This is a genomic window from Rothia sp. HMSC08A08 (assembly GCF_001808385.1).
GTDB classification, from domain to species: domain Bacteria; phylum Actinomycetota; class Actinomycetes; order Actinomycetales; family Micrococcaceae; genus Rothia; species Rothia dentocariosa.
On the sequence record NZ_KV793056.1, the window covers coordinates 24258 to 40019 of the forward strand.

Consider the following 15762-nt stretch of genomic DNA (forward strand, 5'->3'; position numbering starts at 1 on the left):
ATGTGTGAAAGACCCGTCTACCCAAGCTATCTTTTGATACTCTCTAGCATTGGATCTCGCCACCTTACACAGGCTGGATCTTCTTCTTATTCATGAAGGGTTACCTGCGATGCAGGAAGCTGCTGCACCTTCAAGGACGATGCAGGAGCATTGGTGTAAACCCTTACCTTAACGGTGCGCCCTTCCATGGTGCACTTATCGGGCGCTCCAAGCACGGAGCCCTCAACAGTGGCCACGTGGAGAGTACCGTTACTTTCAGCAGCTTCGGCACGTACATCAAAACAAGTTGCGGTACCGGTCGGTACGCTAAAGGTAATCTCATGATCACCCGTCACCTCATAATCCGACCAGTTAACAACATGTTCATGTTCCAAGGGGACGGAGTTCGAATCATGTACTGCCGGAGCTGAGATACCTGCATCCGAGCTAGTTGCCGGAGGAATGACCGGAACGAACGCCTGCACATAGGCAGAAGCTGCGGGGGCGGACAGCATCGAAGCGCCCAACGCGAGAGAGACGGCACCGACCCCGACCAGGGTGGCACGCCGAACGGCTGACAGCGTAGTCTTAAACATGAGCATCGCTCCTTTGCTCGACAATTGCTTGCACCTCCACCCTATAAGTTTTTAAATCTCAAGTGAAGAGTTACATAAAGATGACACACCCAAGATTTAAAAAAATTTTTACGAGTCTCCTAGACTCCCCTGAATTTGACGCACAAAACCCGTATATTCCCTATGTTTTCAAGGAAATATACGGGTTTCTTAAAGTTATATCTTCCTGATCTCAGGATCAGTTTTTGAGACTAAAAATCCCAGTCCTCATCCTCAGTGTTCACGGCTTTACCGATCACATAAGATGAGCCAGATCCCGAGAAGAAGTCGTGGTTCTCGTCGGCGTTGGGCGAAAGAGCCGATAAAATAGCAGGCGAAACATTGGTCACGCTCGCGGGGAACATCGCTTCATACCCCAGGTTCATGAGAGCCTTATTCGCGTTGTAGTGCAGGAACTTCTTGACGTCTTCGCTCCAGCCCACACCGTCATAGAGTGAATGCGTGTAGGCTACCTCATTCTCATACAATTCGTACAGCAGGTTGAAGGTGTACTCCTTAAGTTCTGCCTGCCGTTCCGGGCTCTCTTTTGCTAAACCACGTTGGAATTTATAGCCAATGTAGTAGCCGTGAACAGCCTCGTCACGAATAATCAGACGAATCAGATCGGCGGTATTCGTCAGTTTAGCGTGTGCCGACCAGTACATGGGCAAGTAGAACCCTGAGTAGAACAGGAAGGACTCCAGCAGCGTAGAGGCAACCTTCTTCTTAAGCGGATCATCCCCCGTGTAGTATGCGAGAATAATCTTCGCTTTCTTCTGCAGGTGCTCATTTTCGGAAGCCCAACGGAAGGCATCGTCAATCTCTTTAGTCGAACTCAGAGTCGAGAAAATCGAAGAATACGACTTAGCGTGCACCGACTCCATGAAGGCAATATTGGTGTATACGGCCTCTTCGTGCGCAGTGACTGCATCAGGCAAAAGAGACACAGCACCAACGGTGCCCTGAATAGTATCCAGCAGAGTCAGCCCCGTAAAAACACGCATGGTCAACTCTTTTTCTTCTGCCGTCAAGGTCTTCCATGAGGGAACATCATTGCTCAGCGGAACCTTTTCAGGCAACCAAAAGTTACCGGTCAAACGGTCCCATACCTCAAGATCCTTATCATCTTCAAGACGGTTCCAGTTAATAGCCTCAATCGGGTGGTCGACGAGGTGCACTTTTTCACTCATGTGTATCTCCCAGATTGGATGTCACGCCCACACAGGCATGTAATATTTTCTAAGTTACCAAGCGAGTCTGTTTCGGGGTACAAGAAGAACCTCTTGCACCCCGAAACCCGTAAGATGCTGACTCATTTACAGCATGCAGGATACGCAGCCCTCAACTTCGGTGCCTTCAAGAGCCATCTGACGCAGGCGAATGTAGTAAATAGTCTTGATACCCTTACGCCATGCGTAAATCTGGGCACGGTTAATATCGCGAGTGGTCGCAGTATCTCGGAAGAAGAGAGTCAAAGACAGACCTTGATCCACATGCTGCGTTGCCACGGCATAGGTATCAATGATCTTCTCGTACCCAATTTCATAGGAATCTTGGAAGTATTCCAGGTTATCGTTCGTCATGAACGGTGCCGGGTAGTAGACACGCCCCAGCTTACCTTCCTTACGAATCTCAATCTTAGAAGCAATCGGGTGGATCGAAGAAGTCGAACCGTTGATGTACGAGATAGACCCGGTGGGCGGAACGGCCTGCAAGTTCTGGTTGTACATGCCGTATTGGGCTACATCGGCGGCAAGCTGAATCCAGTCTTCGCGGGTCGGAATATGATGCTTAGCAAACAGCTCACGCACCCGTTCGGTCTGCGGTTCCCATTCCTTCTCAATGTACTTGGCGAAGAACTCACCGTTAGCGTACTTTGAACTCTCAAACCCTTCAAAGGTCACGCCGCGCTCCTTGGCGATCTCCATGGAAGCGCGAATAGCATGGTACGTCACCGTGTAGAAGTAAATATTGGTGAAGTCCAGACCTTCTTCGGAACCGTAGTAAACGTGCTCACGCGCCAGGTACCCGTGCAGGTTCATCTGCCCCAGACCGACCGCGTGGCTCATATCGTTACCGCGTTCGATAGACGGCACGGAACGAATATCGGATTGGTCGGAAACTGCGGTAAGCGAACGAATAGCGGTTTCGACGGTTTTTCCTAGGTCATCACCGTCCATGGTCATTGCGATGTTGAGAGACCCAAGGTTGCACGAAATATCTTTCCCAATTTCGGCGTAGCTCAAATCGTCATGGTAAATCGACGGCTTTGAAACCTGCAGAATCTCCGAACAAAGGTTAGACATGATGATCTTGCCTTCAATCGGGTTAGACCGGTTAACCGTATCCTCAAACATCACGTAGGGATACCCGGACTCGAACTGCACCTCAGCAATAGTCTGGAAGAACTCGCGCGCGTTGATCTTGGTCTTGCGAATCCGCGAGTCATCCACCATTTCGTAGTACTTCTCAGAAACGTTGATATCTGAGAAAGCTACTCCGTAGATACGTTCTACATCGTAGGGCGAGAACAGATACATATCTTCGTTACGCTTTGCCAGCTCGAAGGTAATATCAGGAATCACAACGCCCAAAGACAGGGTCTTAATGCGCACCTTCTCGTCCGCGTTTTCACGCTTAGTATCTAAGAAAGCATAAATATCGGGGTGATGCGCGTGCAGGTAAACCGCGCCTGCACCCTGACGAGCACCCAACTGATTTGCATATGAGAACGCATCCTCAAGGAGCTTCATCACAGGTATAACACCGGATGATTGGTTCTCTATCTTCTTGATGGGAGCCCCAGACTCACGTAGGTTCGTGAGGGCGAACGCGACACCGCCTCCACGTTTTGAAAGCTGCAGGGCAGAGTTGATGGAACGGCCAATCGACTCCATATTGTCCTCAATACGCAGCAGGAAGCAGGAAACGAGCTCACCACGCTGCTTCTTACCAGCGTTCAGGAAGGTCGGGGTTGCGGGCTGAAAACGACCGGAAATGATCTCATCTACGATCTCTTCTGCAAGTTTTCCATTGCCTTCAGCAAGAAGCAGAGCCACCATGCATACACGATCCTCGAAACGCTCCAGGTAACGCTGACCGTCGAAGGTCTTGAGCGCGTAGGAAGTGTAGAACTTGAAGGCGCCTAGGAAGGTGGGAAAACGGAACTTGGCAGCATAGGCACGTTTGAAAAGAGACTTCACAAAGTCAAAACTGTACCGGTCGAAGAGTTCCGGCTCGTAGTACTGATTCTCAATCAGGTACTCGATTTTTTCTTCGAGATCGTGGAAGAAAACCGTGTTGTTATTAACATGCTGAAGAAAATACTGACGTGCGGCTTGACGGTCGGCGTCAAATTGGATCATGCCGTTTTCATCATAGAGATTCAGCAAAGCGTTCAGCTCGTGGTAACTCATACCTTTGAACTTGTCAGGTACCGCTTTGGAGCTGTGTCCGGCACCGAGAGTCTCTAGCGCTGAAGGCAGTTTTGCGTCCAAAATTCTTCCAATCCTTTGTTTACTTTTTCGACATCTGAGGAGGTTCCCATAAGCTCGAACTTGAAGAGCAAGGGAACATCGCATTTCTTCGCCACAATATCTGCTGCGATTCCGAAGAGAGATCCGAAGTTTGTATTTCCCGATCCGATAACACCGCGAAGCTGGCGACGGTTCTCTTCGTTGTTCAGGAATTTGACTACCTGCGGGGGAACATTGCCTGCACCTTCAGGCTTCCCGTATGTGGGTACGCACAGCACATAGGGTTCGTGCATAACGGGAGTCTCATCCTTAGTTCGCAGAGGAAGGCGCACGTTTCGTGCCTGTAGTTTCTCAACGAACTTATGAGTGTTGCCTGAAATTGAGGAGAAGTAGACAACGAGCGGCGAATCCTTACCCAACGAGCTTTGAGTCGCTCGGCCCTCAGCGGCATCACGTGTCTGAAGAATAATCTTCTGAATCTCAGCGTTCTCATGCGTAGGATTTTGTGCGAGGGGGGTGCTCATATTTCTCCTTACTCCACGATCGAATACCCACGGAAATTCTGTGGGTTGAGTCGTGCTTGACGCTGCCGCCTATGCTAATGCAAGCGCGTTAATCTTGTCAGGCTGGAATCCTGACCAATGCTCTTCACCGGCGATGACGACCGGTGCCTGCATGTATCCGAGGGACTTAACCATCTCTAGCGCCCGGGAATCTTCCGTAATGTCTACTTTGTCGTAGTTGATGCCCTTGGCATCTAGCGCCCGGTAAGTCATGTTGCACTGAACGCACTGCGGTTTGGTGTACACGGTCACTACCATCGGTTTTCTCCTTGTCAGCCCCAAGGCGGAGCGTAATTGCGTGAATACTTTGTGTGCAAGGCAGAGGATTCTTGTGCTTGATGAGACTTCCTTTAGCTCTAGAAGACTGGAAGCATTTCGTCATCGGCCGCGCAAAGAATCGAGCCGGGTATTAATACTACATGTTGTGTCTGAAAATTTCTCTGGCACAAGATGCTGTGGTGAAGTGTGGATGTTTTGTTCGAGAAACCCACACGCGAGCACAAGGACATTCAGTTTATCCACACCTCAGGAGAGTGTAATTCCGCTAATTATTGCGGACAATACAGAGTTATCCACATATCGGCTCTGTGAGCGGAACGCGCATCGCTCTTTTAAACTGAAAATCTGTTCTGTTTTTTCAGGGCGAACAGGCCTTTGTGTGAGATTTCTGGCATTGTTTCCCTCTTGATTTTTAAGCTTTTATACCCATTCCTTGATTCTCTGCGGAACGAGGCTGAAAAACTCGACTGGAATCCACCTACATGCGTCGTGTTGGAAGTTTTTTATGGCTTTTGAGAGTATGGCAAAGATGTGATTAAGAAATTTTTGAAACATTCAGATGATCGGCGTGTTGTTGGGTTTTTGTGAAAGAAATCGTCAAACCCAGTAAAACCCACATCTCGTATGAGGTCAGTACAGTTCGCCTGTGGATAAGCGTAATGATCTACTGTCTCAATAGTTGATCTTCCCCTGCCAGCCCTCAAGATGAGGTCAGCTCTTCCCCACGCTACAGAGAACAGCCATACAGATGTATAACCTAATACGTGTTTAGAGAAGTCCTCGGTCACGAAGCAGTCGGCTCAATGTATGCCCGTCATTCGCCTCCATCCACAATGGAGAATTTGTCATTTTTTGCGCTCTCTGATCGCTCCAGACCCGCCCAGAGGCGAGAACGCTCTCCCCCACCGTGAGGTTACGAATCATAATAGCGGCGACGTTCTGCGGGTAGCGCACCGCAAATCCGTTGTATATATCCGGGTCACGCTGTCCGTCGTCGCCGATAAGAATCCACTGCATCTGGGGAAATTCTTGGGCAAGTCGTTTTAGAGAGTTCACTTTGTGTTGGGACCCCGACCTAAACCAGCGGTCAGGAGTTGGCCCCCAGTCTGTTAATAGGAAGGTTCCACGCGGGTAGCCATTGCGGGTCAGAAAGCGACGCAGTGTCGGTGTGATATTCCAAGCGCCAGTGGAAAGATACATAAAAGGTGCCTGAGGATGTGCTCGATGAATGCGGTCCATGAGCACCGCCATGCCCGGGGTCGGAATGCGCGCGTGCTCATCCAGTACAAAAGAGTTCCACGCAGCGACAAGAGGACGCGGCAACATAGTCACCATAACGGTATCATCGACGTCTACGATAACCCCGATTTTCTGGGATTCCGGAACGATATAAACGTTAGTTTCAACGGCGCGGGAACCCGGTATATACATGATGACCTTATGCATTCCGGCCGGTAAGTCTAGGTCAAGGCGCACATCCAGCACTCCACCACGGTCGGTTTGTACCTCAAACGTATGCCCCGCAATAAGAATAGTCACATACACATCCGACATGGCAACGGTGGTAAAAGCCCGCCACCCGCGCGTCGGGTTATCGGTATCTTCGGTGCCTTCCACCACATGCAGGAGTTTTTCAAAAGCAGCCGTCTTATAGAGGGCACGCCCAAGAATACGCACCCACCCGGATTCAGTATCTGTGGCTACCCGTCCATATCCTTCAGAAGGCACCACAATAGGCTCACGCCCGTGAGCCACAGCTCGCTGTTCACGCCAACGATGCACGGCATCGCCCATACGATACCCTAGGTTAACGGCTTCACCTGCAACTTCGGTGACCACGCTGCGCAATTCTTGTGAGCCTAGATTCTCCATGCTTTCTAGTTTTCCATATCTTGCAATAACACCCTATTTTCAAGTTCGACTTCTAAAGCGTCCTCATCAATTAGTTTCATAGCCGCTCAACCTTTTTCTCAGGGGGTATTCAAACGGGTTAAAGAGAAAAGGATCTCGGTTCCCCTCTACTGTGGAAACCGAGTCCTTCTCGTTCGTCGTTAGGGCTGCTACGGATTTAGTGTGTGCGATAGATCAGATACTCTCAGCCGATGAAGGAACAAGTATCAGTTCAGTGCTCACCACTTTCTAGTGATGCTCAGACTGCCCGGATTCTTCAGTATGCAGCTGGAATGGACCTGAGCTGAGTTTTACCTGGCAGTACGCCGCGCCTTTACCTTCTGACTGTTCTACGTGGTGCACAGGCTCTTCTTCACCGGTAACTTTGATACCGCATTTCACCACGTCATTAGGGTTATCCGCATAAACAGCTACCTGAATGACCTTGCCAGCCAACTCATGGTTATCAGTCGAAGTCAGTCGGTAGTAGTTAGTTTTCGCTTCTAGACTCTGTTCGGCAGAGTTGATTTCTTGACCGTCTTGAAAGATCCGAAGCTTTCCAGTTTGAGCCTTATAACCATTATGTTCACTGCCGTTTAGGATCTCGGCAGAGACGGTAATATCGCCGCGATTTCCATAGTCTGGAGCGGAATTCAGAGACAAACCGGGCACAACTTCTGCGGAGCACCCAGTGAGTAACGCAACCGAAGCGGCCGCAACGAGAGTAATTTTCTTGACCATATGTCCATGGTAACAGTAGGCTACAGGCGAAAACGCTAGATGATGCAAGGTTTCAGCATTGTATCCGTACTAGTTAAAATCTGACACTTTCGCAAAAGCGTCGATGGTCATCTCTTGAGCTAACCGCACGTTATCCTTAAGAGTATGTCGCACTCTCCTTCACGCCGTCTGCTTCTCGCTGGTTCTCTCGGTGCATTAGCACCGATTATTTTTGCCTCCACGCCCAAGACTATTAATGCGACTACTAGCGATTTTTCCTCTACCGCTCATGAAACACAGGATAATGTTCCTGAGTCGCTCACGTTCTCTCCCGCAGCGCCGCCAAAGCCGAATGAAGGTTTCAACGTAGCAACTATTGCGAAACAGCCGTGGTCTGCCCCTATGACCCGCCTGCCGGGTGAAGGACGTTATATAGCGTGGACCGTTGACGATGGAGTCAGCCCAGAAACAATTCGAGCCTACGCAGAATTTGCTGCGCGTACCGGTGTGCGCCTAACCTTCTTTGTCAATATGACCTATGTGGGGTTCACTCAAAATGTTGATGTGCTTAAGCCGCTAGTGCAAACCGGACAGCTTCAAATTGCAAACCACACCTTTAGTCACCCCGATTTAAAAACTCTCAAAGATGATCAGATTAAGCACGAACTAGAGAAGAACGAAGCTGAGATTCAAAGAGTTTTTGGGGTCTCGGCAAAGCCCTATTTTCGTCCGCCCTACGGCAGCTATGATGCGCGAGTGCTCAAAGTAGCCGCTAGCGTAGGATACACGCGCCCGGTGCTGTGGGAAGGAACTCTCGGAGATGAGGCCAAAACCTCAGCGCGTGTTATCTATATGCGATCGCTCAAATACGTTCTGCCGCAACGAATCCTGTTAGGGCATCTGAATTTCACGACCATTATTCCGCTTCTTGATCGTCTTGCTGGGCTAGTCGCCGAGCGTAAGCTCATCACGGTCACACTCAACGACTATTTTGATGAGCTAACCGAGGAAGAACGTAAGGCCTCCGAACCAAAACCCGAAGATAAGAAGGACGAAAAGAAAGAAGAACCAGCTTCCCCAGCTCCGGCCGCGGGATCTGGTCTTGGCACCACCGGAAATTAGAAACATACAGGATTTTAAGAAATATGTGCATCTTTGACCGTAGGTACAGCAAACAGTTAGAGAGGCACATGTTTTGATCTAGCATCATTTGCTTTGGTTGCCATAGGAACAGCCATGCCCACTGAATCCGCAGGTTGTTCCTTCCGCTCTCCCCTTGGAGGCATTAGAGCTTTGAAGCCGTGTTCGGTCTTACAGGGCTCATAATTTAGGGCTAGTGAGTTTCAGTCCAAACCCGGTTGAGCCCTTCCAAAATTGCCGCGGACGGTTGAGCTCCGTTAATAACCCACTGCGCTTCAATCAAAAAGAAAGGAACGCTCGTGATGCCCAATTCCTGTGCCACGCGTTCGTCAGCGCGCACATCCTCAGCATAGTGGTCGCCCGCGAGTATTTCATCAACCTGACGTGAATCAAGGCCAATATCAGAGGCGATCTTCCGAATGGACTCGTGTTTTTCAATGGAGCGTCCCTGCGTAAAATATGCTTTTTTGAAAGCCTCTTGAGCCTCTGCTGCTTTCCCCTGTGCAGTTGCGTGATGAATAATACGGTGAGCATCAAAACTATTGCCGTACTTTGCGATGCGCCAGTTAAAATCCAAGCCCACTTCTTGGGCACGTTCTGCTATTCCTTCTTGGGTAGCAATAGATTCCTCTAGGTTGAGAGAATATTTCGCGGCAATACGTTCAGCAAGCGGCAAAGCATTATCTTCCCGGGCATTTTGGTCGAGCTCAAAGCTATGCCAACGAACCTCTACCTCATCACGGTGCTCAAATTGGGCGAGAGCTATTTCAAAATTCCTCTTACCTAAATAGCAGAAAGGGCAAACAATATCTGACCAAATATCTACGCGCATCATGTACCTTTCAAGAGACTAACGATTACGCCGGTAAAACTCGCACAGCACTAATTTATCCCAGCGTACGTTCTACCCGTAATAGTCGCGCAAGGTTACGGGGGTAAGATTCCGTTCGTCCAAAAGCATTTTGATCTTATCGAGCACTTCAATAACTCCGGGGTAGTTCAAATGACCAATGAGAATAGTCTGCGAGTTCGCATATTTTTTGGAATATGCGTATATTTCTTCGGCAGGTATGGGTGAAGAATCAGCTAAAGACCCGTACCAGAGAACCGCCCTGTCGAATCCTGCACCTGCCGCAGCCTCAAGCACACGAGAATCATAGTATCCATATGGTGGGCGGTAATATGGTTTAGAAGACACGCCGAAAAGCCGCTGTATCTCTTCGTCATTTTTCGTCAATTCTTCGGCAATTCCTGCATCATCTAGCGTAGTCAACGCCGCATGCGACCACGTATGATTGCCGATTTGAATCTGCCCTGATTCTACCAACGGTTTAAGAACGTCTAGGTTCGGTTCAAAAGCGTTATATGACCCGTTGATAAAGAAGGTAAGCCGGGTTCCCGTTCGGGCGGCAAAATCTGCATAGGCGCGCACAACATCAGGGCTTTTCCCGTCATCAACGGTCCAAGCAATATAGTTCCCTGCACCTTCCAAAGCGGTTTGCGGTTCATCCCACGGGTGCGCCACCTCTATGGGGTTTATCGACTCCGGCAAAGCCGCTTTCTGCTGGTCATCCTCTTCTGAGGAATCTAACGCTGGTGCCGAAGATGCAGAGGACGAATCTACCCATGATGCTGATTCTTCAATACCCGCGACCTTTTCATCTCGTGTTACGGCATAAGGCACGCCTGCGCCCAAAAGCGGGGTGAGCATACCTAAAACGGCCGCTCGGCGTGGTATACGGGTGAAACGATCCGCCGAATTACGATGTGGAGTTTCTTTGCTTGGACTCTGGTGTTTATATGGGTACATATACTTCTACCCTATCGTGCTCTCGTGCAGAGACATAGTGCTTTTACATAACTTATAAAGTTGGGCGGGAGCGTTCCCACCCAACTTTTTATAACGTAGTTATTAGGGTTTATTTCTTTTTAGGTTCGCAGGCGATACCATCACCATCTGAATCAAGATGAGTTCCATACCCCGGCTGTCCGCGGTATAAAGGCGCAGCCCCTGCCGCCCGTACAGCAGCACAATTTTTGTAATAGACACCACCACCGTTATTTACAGGCGCAGGCTGTTCTGGAACCGGGGCAATATGCCGTTGCTGCGCCGAAGTCTGCGCAGGCACGGGAGCAACAGGTTGCTGCTGCACGGGATCCTGTTGCTGTTGAACCGGAGAAGGTTGTTGAGCTGCCTCGGGCTGAGGGGTAGAAGTAGAGGCGTCATCAAGAGGTACCTCGACAACATCCTCATGCTGTTCAGCGTCAGCAGTGGCAGCTGGTTCTGGCGTTACTTCAGAAATAGTGGGAGATGTAGTTGGAGTAGGGGTTAGTGACGGAGTTATGGAAGCCGTAGGGCTTGCAAAAGTGCTCGTAGAGACCGTCGCAGAGACTGATGGGGATGAAGAAGGGGTTTGTTCTTTGCGGGCATTATTGCCGGAGCATCCGGTAAACAACACGGCACCAATAAGCGCCACCGCGACAATGTGGTTTCTCATATACAATTATTCCTCATGAATGAGTGGTGAATAAATCCTCATGGAGAGCTACCGTAGCTCTCTGTACTAGTTTAGCCTAAACTTATGGTCTCTAATACTCCGTGTTTTTATATTTGAGAAATTCCCAATGGAGTCATATCTTGACATATGTTTCTTAGAACAGGTTCATTATTATAAAGTTTTTATCTCTAAGTTATAACGAATGTCTTCTCCAGAAGATCTTCAGATTTTCCCTAGAAGCCTCACAAAATTCAGCATAATATTCTTGCTATCGAAGGTTTTCGAGAAAATTATCGAGCTCGGCAGGAGCACAGAACCGGTATATATGGGCTTGTACTTCTGGATGCGCGCATGCCGCCATAATACGCGGCAAGCTGTCGCGCCTATAGCGCAGAATCCATTTCCAAAATTCTAGGTTCTCCGGGGAGCGCCGTAACGCACGCATACCGCATACGAGAGCGCTAAAGTCTAAGAGAATAACCGTGTCTGCCGCCTTGAGCCGTTCTAGTAGTTTGGTATCATACACGCCTAAATCACCGTCTATAATCCATTCAGGCTCAGAGATGATCTGCTGATGAATAACATTCCACTGATCTACTGGAGTAGGCGTAAGGTCTTCATCCCAGAAATACTGGTCTAGCTCGAAAACAGGTAGTTTATAGCGGGTAGCAAGATAGGAAGCCAGGGTACTTTTACCGGCACCACCGCGGCCTAAAATAGCAATACGTTTCATCATGACACCTTATAAATTCTCAAGAGCTAATAGTGTTCGAGTTCGTCAATGCTGCCCAATACGGCAACATCCATAGCTTTCAAGGCCTCAAGATTTGTAATAGTGTCATCTTGATCAATCAGATATACAGTGTATCCCTCGTGTCTCATTCTTCTCATAATTTCTAGAAGCATATGCTGGGCTACCTCATCCACAGAATAAACTCGGCTAATATCGAGTGCTATTCGTGTTCCCGTGTAGTGTGTATCAACAATTTCACGGATAACTCGCTCTGCACCGGCAAATCTAATTCTGCCCTGCAGTTGAATTACCTGGGTTATTTTCTCACCGGAGCCTATTCGGTAGTTAGCTCGTATTGCGGACCGAGCAACAGTGGGTATGTTCATAACGTGCATGCCCATATCTGAGGAAAACCGTTCGAAGAGAGATACACCGCGCACGCTGTTGCCGTGTACATCTAGGCGTGGTGAAAATGTTGCTAGTCCCAGCTGGCCCGGTACGGCGCCAATAATTCCCCCGCCTACCCCACTTTTAGCAGGAATTCCGACCTGCGTTGCCCAGTCCCCTGCAGCGTTGTACATACCGCAGGTGAACATAACACTCAGTACCTGGCGCACCACTGTCTTAGGTACTACCTGTTCCCCGGTAACGGGTTGAATTCCGTAGTTTGCCAGAGTTGCCGCCATCATCGCCAAATCCTGCACGGTTACCAGCAAAGAGCATTGACGGGTGTAGCCTTCGACTACACCGGTGGGGTTCTCCGTGAGAATGTCGTGACTGCGAAGCATATGAGCGATCGCTAGATTACGATGCGCGTGCTCGATTTCAGATGAGTACACCGCTTCATCAACGTCAAGGGAACGGCCAGCGAAGGCAGAGAGCCCAGAAATCACACGTTCCATACGCTCTGCCCGATTCATTGTTTCTGTACCGACTAAAGAATGCGTGGTAATTGCGCCGGCGTTAATCATGGGGTTTAGCGGACGACCAGAGCTGTCTTCAAGGGAGATCTCGTTGAAGGGTTCCCCGGACGGTTCAACTCCAACTTTGTCTAAGACTTTCTCAAACCCGCGATCAGCAAGGGCTAAAGCATACACGAAAGGCTTTGAGATGGATTGAATGGTAAATAGCGAATCAGTATCGCCGGAAGCATAGAGTTCCCCATCGACCATAGCTATAGAGGCGCCAAGACGTTCAGGATCAACCTCGGCAAGTTCAGGAATATAATTCGCAAGTACACCCGTTCTATCGGCCGCAACGCTTTGGAGGACTTCGTCAAGGTAGCTCGGTATAGGTGAATGCATGAGTTCCCTCCTGACGGATGATATTTTCCTAGTACACGGCGTAAGGTTCTTGAGCGTAGAAACTTCATGCATCTTCGCGGTGGCAAGATTCCGCCCATTCCCTAGCTTCTTGAAGTTTAGCTTTTACGTCTTAAATACTCCAAATATGGCTTAACTATTCCATCTGTTCATAGGTGTATTCCCCTTTCCTCTTCTCAAGGGCTAGGGCAAATTCTGCTTTCAGGTAGTTTTTCGTGTCCTGCAGGTCTTTAGCACGACCGTATATTGTAGCTTTGACATTGATACGAAAATTACGAAAGGAGAATCATGGCTACATTAATTACTGGTGCTTCCTCGGGCATCGGAGAAGAATTTGCACGTCGCTACGCTGCCCAAAAACAAGATCTCGTACTCGTCGCGCGCAGCCAGGATAAGCTCAATAAGCTCGCCGAGGAGTTCACGTCTCAGCATGGTATTCGAGTTACCGTCTTTGCTCTCGACCTATCCGAACCCGATGCGGCTGAGCGACTCTGGGAAGAAACGAACCGTGCCGGGTTAGAGATTGATGTACTCGTCAATAATGCAGGGTTTGGAACCTCCGGTGACGTCGCCGATGAGAACCCTGAGCGTCTGGAACAAGAAGTACGCCTTAACTGCCTCACATTAACAGGTCTGACGGCTCGGTATCTGCCCGCTATGCGTAAACGCAAAAACGGAACCATCATCAACATTGCTTCGACTGCTGCCTTTCAGCCACTGCCGCATATGGCGGTGTACGGTGCCACCAAAGCATTCGTGCTTTCCTTTACTGAAGCGCTCTGGTCCGAAACCCGAAAAGACGGCATCCGCGTACTTGCGGTCTGTCCCGGCCCCACCGATACCTCATTCTTTGAAATCGCCGGTGAATCTGCAGCAGTCGGAAAAATGCGCTCTGTCCATCAGCTGTTAGACAACACGTTGCGTACTCTAAAAACCACGAAACCCAGTTTTGTGGATGGAGTGGGGAACGCCATTGTGGCACGATTTGTAACCCGTGTGGTGCCTAAGCGCTTCGTTATGACAATAGTCGATCGTGCACTTCAACATAGGAGCTCTCAATAAGATGCATACCCCCCTCTCTTTCCTGGATGAAGGAGCACATTCTTTAAACTCTTTTTAGAATCTTAGCTAGGTTTTTAAATGTATTGTTCGGGGTAATCGCCATACCCCTCTTATCTCTTCGCACTATTAATTTCGTGTGAGGGACAAATACTATTACGCGCCAAAGGTACATTCATGTGAAAGCACCATGTACTGTTAGAAAAATAATAAAATACCGCCCAGTCCTTTTGGACCAGACGGTAAATAGTGGAGATAAGGGGACTCGAACCCCTGACCCCCTGCATGCCATGCAGGTGCGCTACCAGCTGCGCCATATCCCCTCATATAGTTTTGCGTTGCCTTAGCAACAGAAAACATAATACACATCTTTCTGCCACGCATGCAAGTTCTCGCACTGGTACAGACATAAAATGCAGAGCACCGCCGAAGATACCAAATTCTGGTATACCTCAGCGGTGCCCGCATGGTGCAACAAAATTGTTATTCGTCAGCAGGAACGACCCGAGACGCTTCCTCGTCGCTTTCGCCTTCTAGGTCAAACGGAACTTCATGGGTAACTCCTAGTTCAATACGCGGAGCCTGCGCCCACAAACGATCCAGAGCATAGAACTCGCGATCTTCTACATGCTGAACATGCACTACGATGTCCCCAAAATCCAGGAGAATCCAACGACCAGATGCACGTCCTTCTCGGCGTACAGGCTTCAAATCAGCCTGTTCTCGAAGCGCATCCTCAATTTCATCAGCAACCGCATTGACGAGGCGCTCATTATGTGCCGAAACTACCAAGAAACCGTCAATCAGCCCCATAGCGTCAGAAGCATCTACCGCAAAAAGCTGGGTTCCTTGTTTTTCTTCCGCCGCTCGGGCGGCAATGCGCAGAGCCTCACAAGAGGACTGTGCAGCAGTCATTTTTTCCTTTCTTGCCGCCAGGTTTCTCTGACGGACAGGCGCCAAAGCAAGCAAATGCTTAATGCCAATCGTTACCTTTGATTGGAGATAAACATGTACACACCCAGAATAGCTAGGACAATGCACCCGATAATTACGATCCAGGACAGCAGGGACAAGGACTTGTTTTCGCTTGTCTCAATAGATTCATACTTCGACACTGTTTCATCCGTGTTCGTTGCAGGAACCTGTTTCATGCTTGCAGTATTTCCAAGCCTACGAGGAGACTTAGCAGCGTTAACCTTCGCAATTGAGGAGGTCATCGCCTTTTCCGTACGTGCAGACACGCGCTGTGCGAGTTCAGTTGCTTGGTCTGACGTGAGGTTCTTGCCATCATTTAGAGCTTTATCAAAGCCTGGCTTATTCTTCGAAGGTGCAACAGGCTTTGCATCCTTACTCTGAGGCGATGGTTTAACAGCAGAGGTAGAACCTGTTGTCGGAGATTTAGCGGGTGCAGAATCAGACTTCTTCACCTGTGAAAGCGAACCAGTACGCGCGTTTACCTTCGGGGTGGCACCGGTACGCTCGGAAACCT

General features: G+C 49.3%; 15 protein-coding genes, 1 tRNA gene and 1 pseudogene. 2 read left to right on the plus strand and 15 right to left on the minus strand.

The window, feature by feature from the left end:
- Positions 1-86 precede the first annotated feature (86 nt).
- The 7 genes from HMPREF3164_RS00730 to HMPREF3164_RS00760 form a co-directional block, all read right to left on the minus strand.
- Positions 87-575 carry a CTP synthase gene (locus HMPREF3164_RS00730; protein ID WP_238382356.1) on the minus strand — a complete coding sequence of 163 codons (489 nt, stop codon included), beginning with the start codon at positions 573-575 and terminating at the stop codon, positions 87-89.
- A 230-nt stretch (positions 576-805) separates the two neighbouring features.
- The gene (nrdF, locus tag HMPREF3164_RS00735) at positions 806-1783 is read right to left on the minus strand and encodes a class 1b ribonucleoside-diphosphate reductase subunit beta (RefSeq protein WP_004004796.1); all 978 of its coding nucleotides are present in this window, start codon (positions 1781-1783) and stop codon (positions 806-808) included.
- Positions 1784-1909: 126 nt separating this feature from the next.
- Positions 1910-4090, minus strand: coding sequence for a class 1b ribonucleoside-diphosphate reductase subunit alpha (gene nrdE / locus HMPREF3164_RS00740; protein ID WP_037230970.1), 2181 nt, complete (start codon positions 4088-4090; stop codon positions 1910-1912).
- Positions 4063-4593: a class Ib ribonucleoside-diphosphate reductase assembly flavoprotein NrdI gene (nrdI, locus tag HMPREF3164_RS00745; protein ID WP_004004798.1), complete on the minus strand. Its 531-nt coding sequence runs from the start codon at positions 4591-4593 to the stop codon at positions 4063-4065. Before nrdI ends, nrdE begins: the two co-directional genes overlap by 28 nt.
- A 69-nt stretch (positions 4594-4662) precedes the next feature.
- Complete coding sequence (gene nrdH, locus HMPREF3164_RS00750; protein ID WP_004004799.1) at positions 4663-4890, minus strand: glutaredoxin-like protein NrdH; 228 nt, start codon at positions 4888-4890, stop codon at positions 4663-4665.
- A gap of 789 nt (positions 4891-5679) precedes the next feature.
- Positions 5680-6783, minus strand: a complete 1104-nt coding sequence (locus HMPREF3164_RS00755; protein WP_048779250.1) for an App1 family protein — start codon at positions 6781-6783, stop codon at positions 5680-5682.
- A gap of 267 nt (positions 6784-7050) precedes the next feature.
- Positions 7051-7542: a hypothetical protein gene (locus tag HMPREF3164_RS00760; protein WP_048779248.1), complete on the minus strand. Its 492-nt coding sequence runs from the start codon at positions 7540-7542 to the stop codon at positions 7051-7053.
- 144 nt (positions 7543-7686) lie between these two features.
- Here HMPREF3164_RS00760 and HMPREF3164_RS00765 point away from each other — a divergent pair, with 144 nt between their 5' ends.
- Positions 7687-8643: a polysaccharide deacetylase family protein gene (locus HMPREF3164_RS00765; protein WP_070448475.1), complete on the plus strand. Its 957-nt coding sequence runs from the start codon at positions 7687-7689 to the stop codon at positions 8641-8643.
- Between the two features lie 211 nt (positions 8644-8854).
- Here the strand turns inward: HMPREF3164_RS00765 and HMPREF3164_RS00770 are convergent, their stop codons facing one another.
- From HMPREF3164_RS00770 to HMPREF3164_RS00790, 5 genes are all read right to left on the minus strand, one after another.
- On the minus strand, positions 8855-9496 hold the full coding sequence (locus HMPREF3164_RS00770) for a DsbA family oxidoreductase (protein WP_083297307.1): 642 nt from the start codon (positions 9494-9496) through the stop codon (positions 8855-8857).
- A 69-nt stretch (positions 9497-9565) separates the two neighbouring features.
- Entirely contained in the window at positions 9566-10471 is a 906-nt protein-coding gene (locus HMPREF3164_RS00775) for a polysaccharide deacetylase family protein (protein ID WP_004004806.1), read from the minus strand.
- A gap of 109 nt (positions 10472-10580) precedes the next feature.
- Positions 10581-11159, minus strand: a complete 579-nt coding sequence (locus HMPREF3164_RS00780; RefSeq protein WP_070448477.1) for an excalibur calcium-binding domain-containing protein — start codon at positions 11157-11159, stop codon at positions 10581-10583.
- Between the two features lie 268 nt (positions 11160-11427).
- On the minus strand, positions 11428-11895 hold the full coding sequence (locus tag HMPREF3164_RS00785; RefSeq protein ID WP_048752882.1) for a P-loop NTPase family protein: 468 nt from the start codon (positions 11893-11895) through the stop codon (positions 11428-11430).
- 23 nt (positions 11896-11918) lie between these two features.
- Positions 11919-13196, minus strand: a complete 1278-nt coding sequence (locus HMPREF3164_RS00790) for a glutaminase (protein WP_048755293.1) — start codon at positions 13194-13196, stop codon at positions 11919-11921.
- 306 nt (positions 13197-13502) lie between these two features.
- Between HMPREF3164_RS00790 and HMPREF3164_RS00795 the strand changes: the two genes are divergently transcribed.
- Positions 13503-14276 (plus strand): SDR family NAD(P)-dependent oxidoreductase, encoded by a 774-nt coding sequence (locus HMPREF3164_RS00795; protein WP_070448478.1) that lies wholly within the window; start codon positions 13503-13505, stop codon positions 14274-14276.
- 247 nt (positions 14277-14523) lie between these two features.
- Here the strand turns inward: HMPREF3164_RS00795 and HMPREF3164_RS00800 are convergent.
- The 3 genes and pseudogenes from HMPREF3164_RS00800 to HMPREF3164_RS11020 form a co-directional block, all read right to left on the minus strand.
- Positions 14524-14596 (minus strand) — tRNA-Ala (locus tag HMPREF3164_RS00800).
- A 160-nt stretch (positions 14597-14756) separates the two neighbouring features.
- A complete protein-coding gene (gene rsfS / locus HMPREF3164_RS00805; RefSeq protein ID WP_048779238.1) occupies positions 14757-15188 on the minus strand; it encodes a ribosome silencing factor in 432 nt (143 codons plus the stop codon).
- A gap of 71 nt (positions 15189-15259) precedes the next feature.
- A pseudogene (locus HMPREF3164_RS11020) lies at positions 15260-15762 on the minus strand (hypothetical protein); the annotation flags it as partial.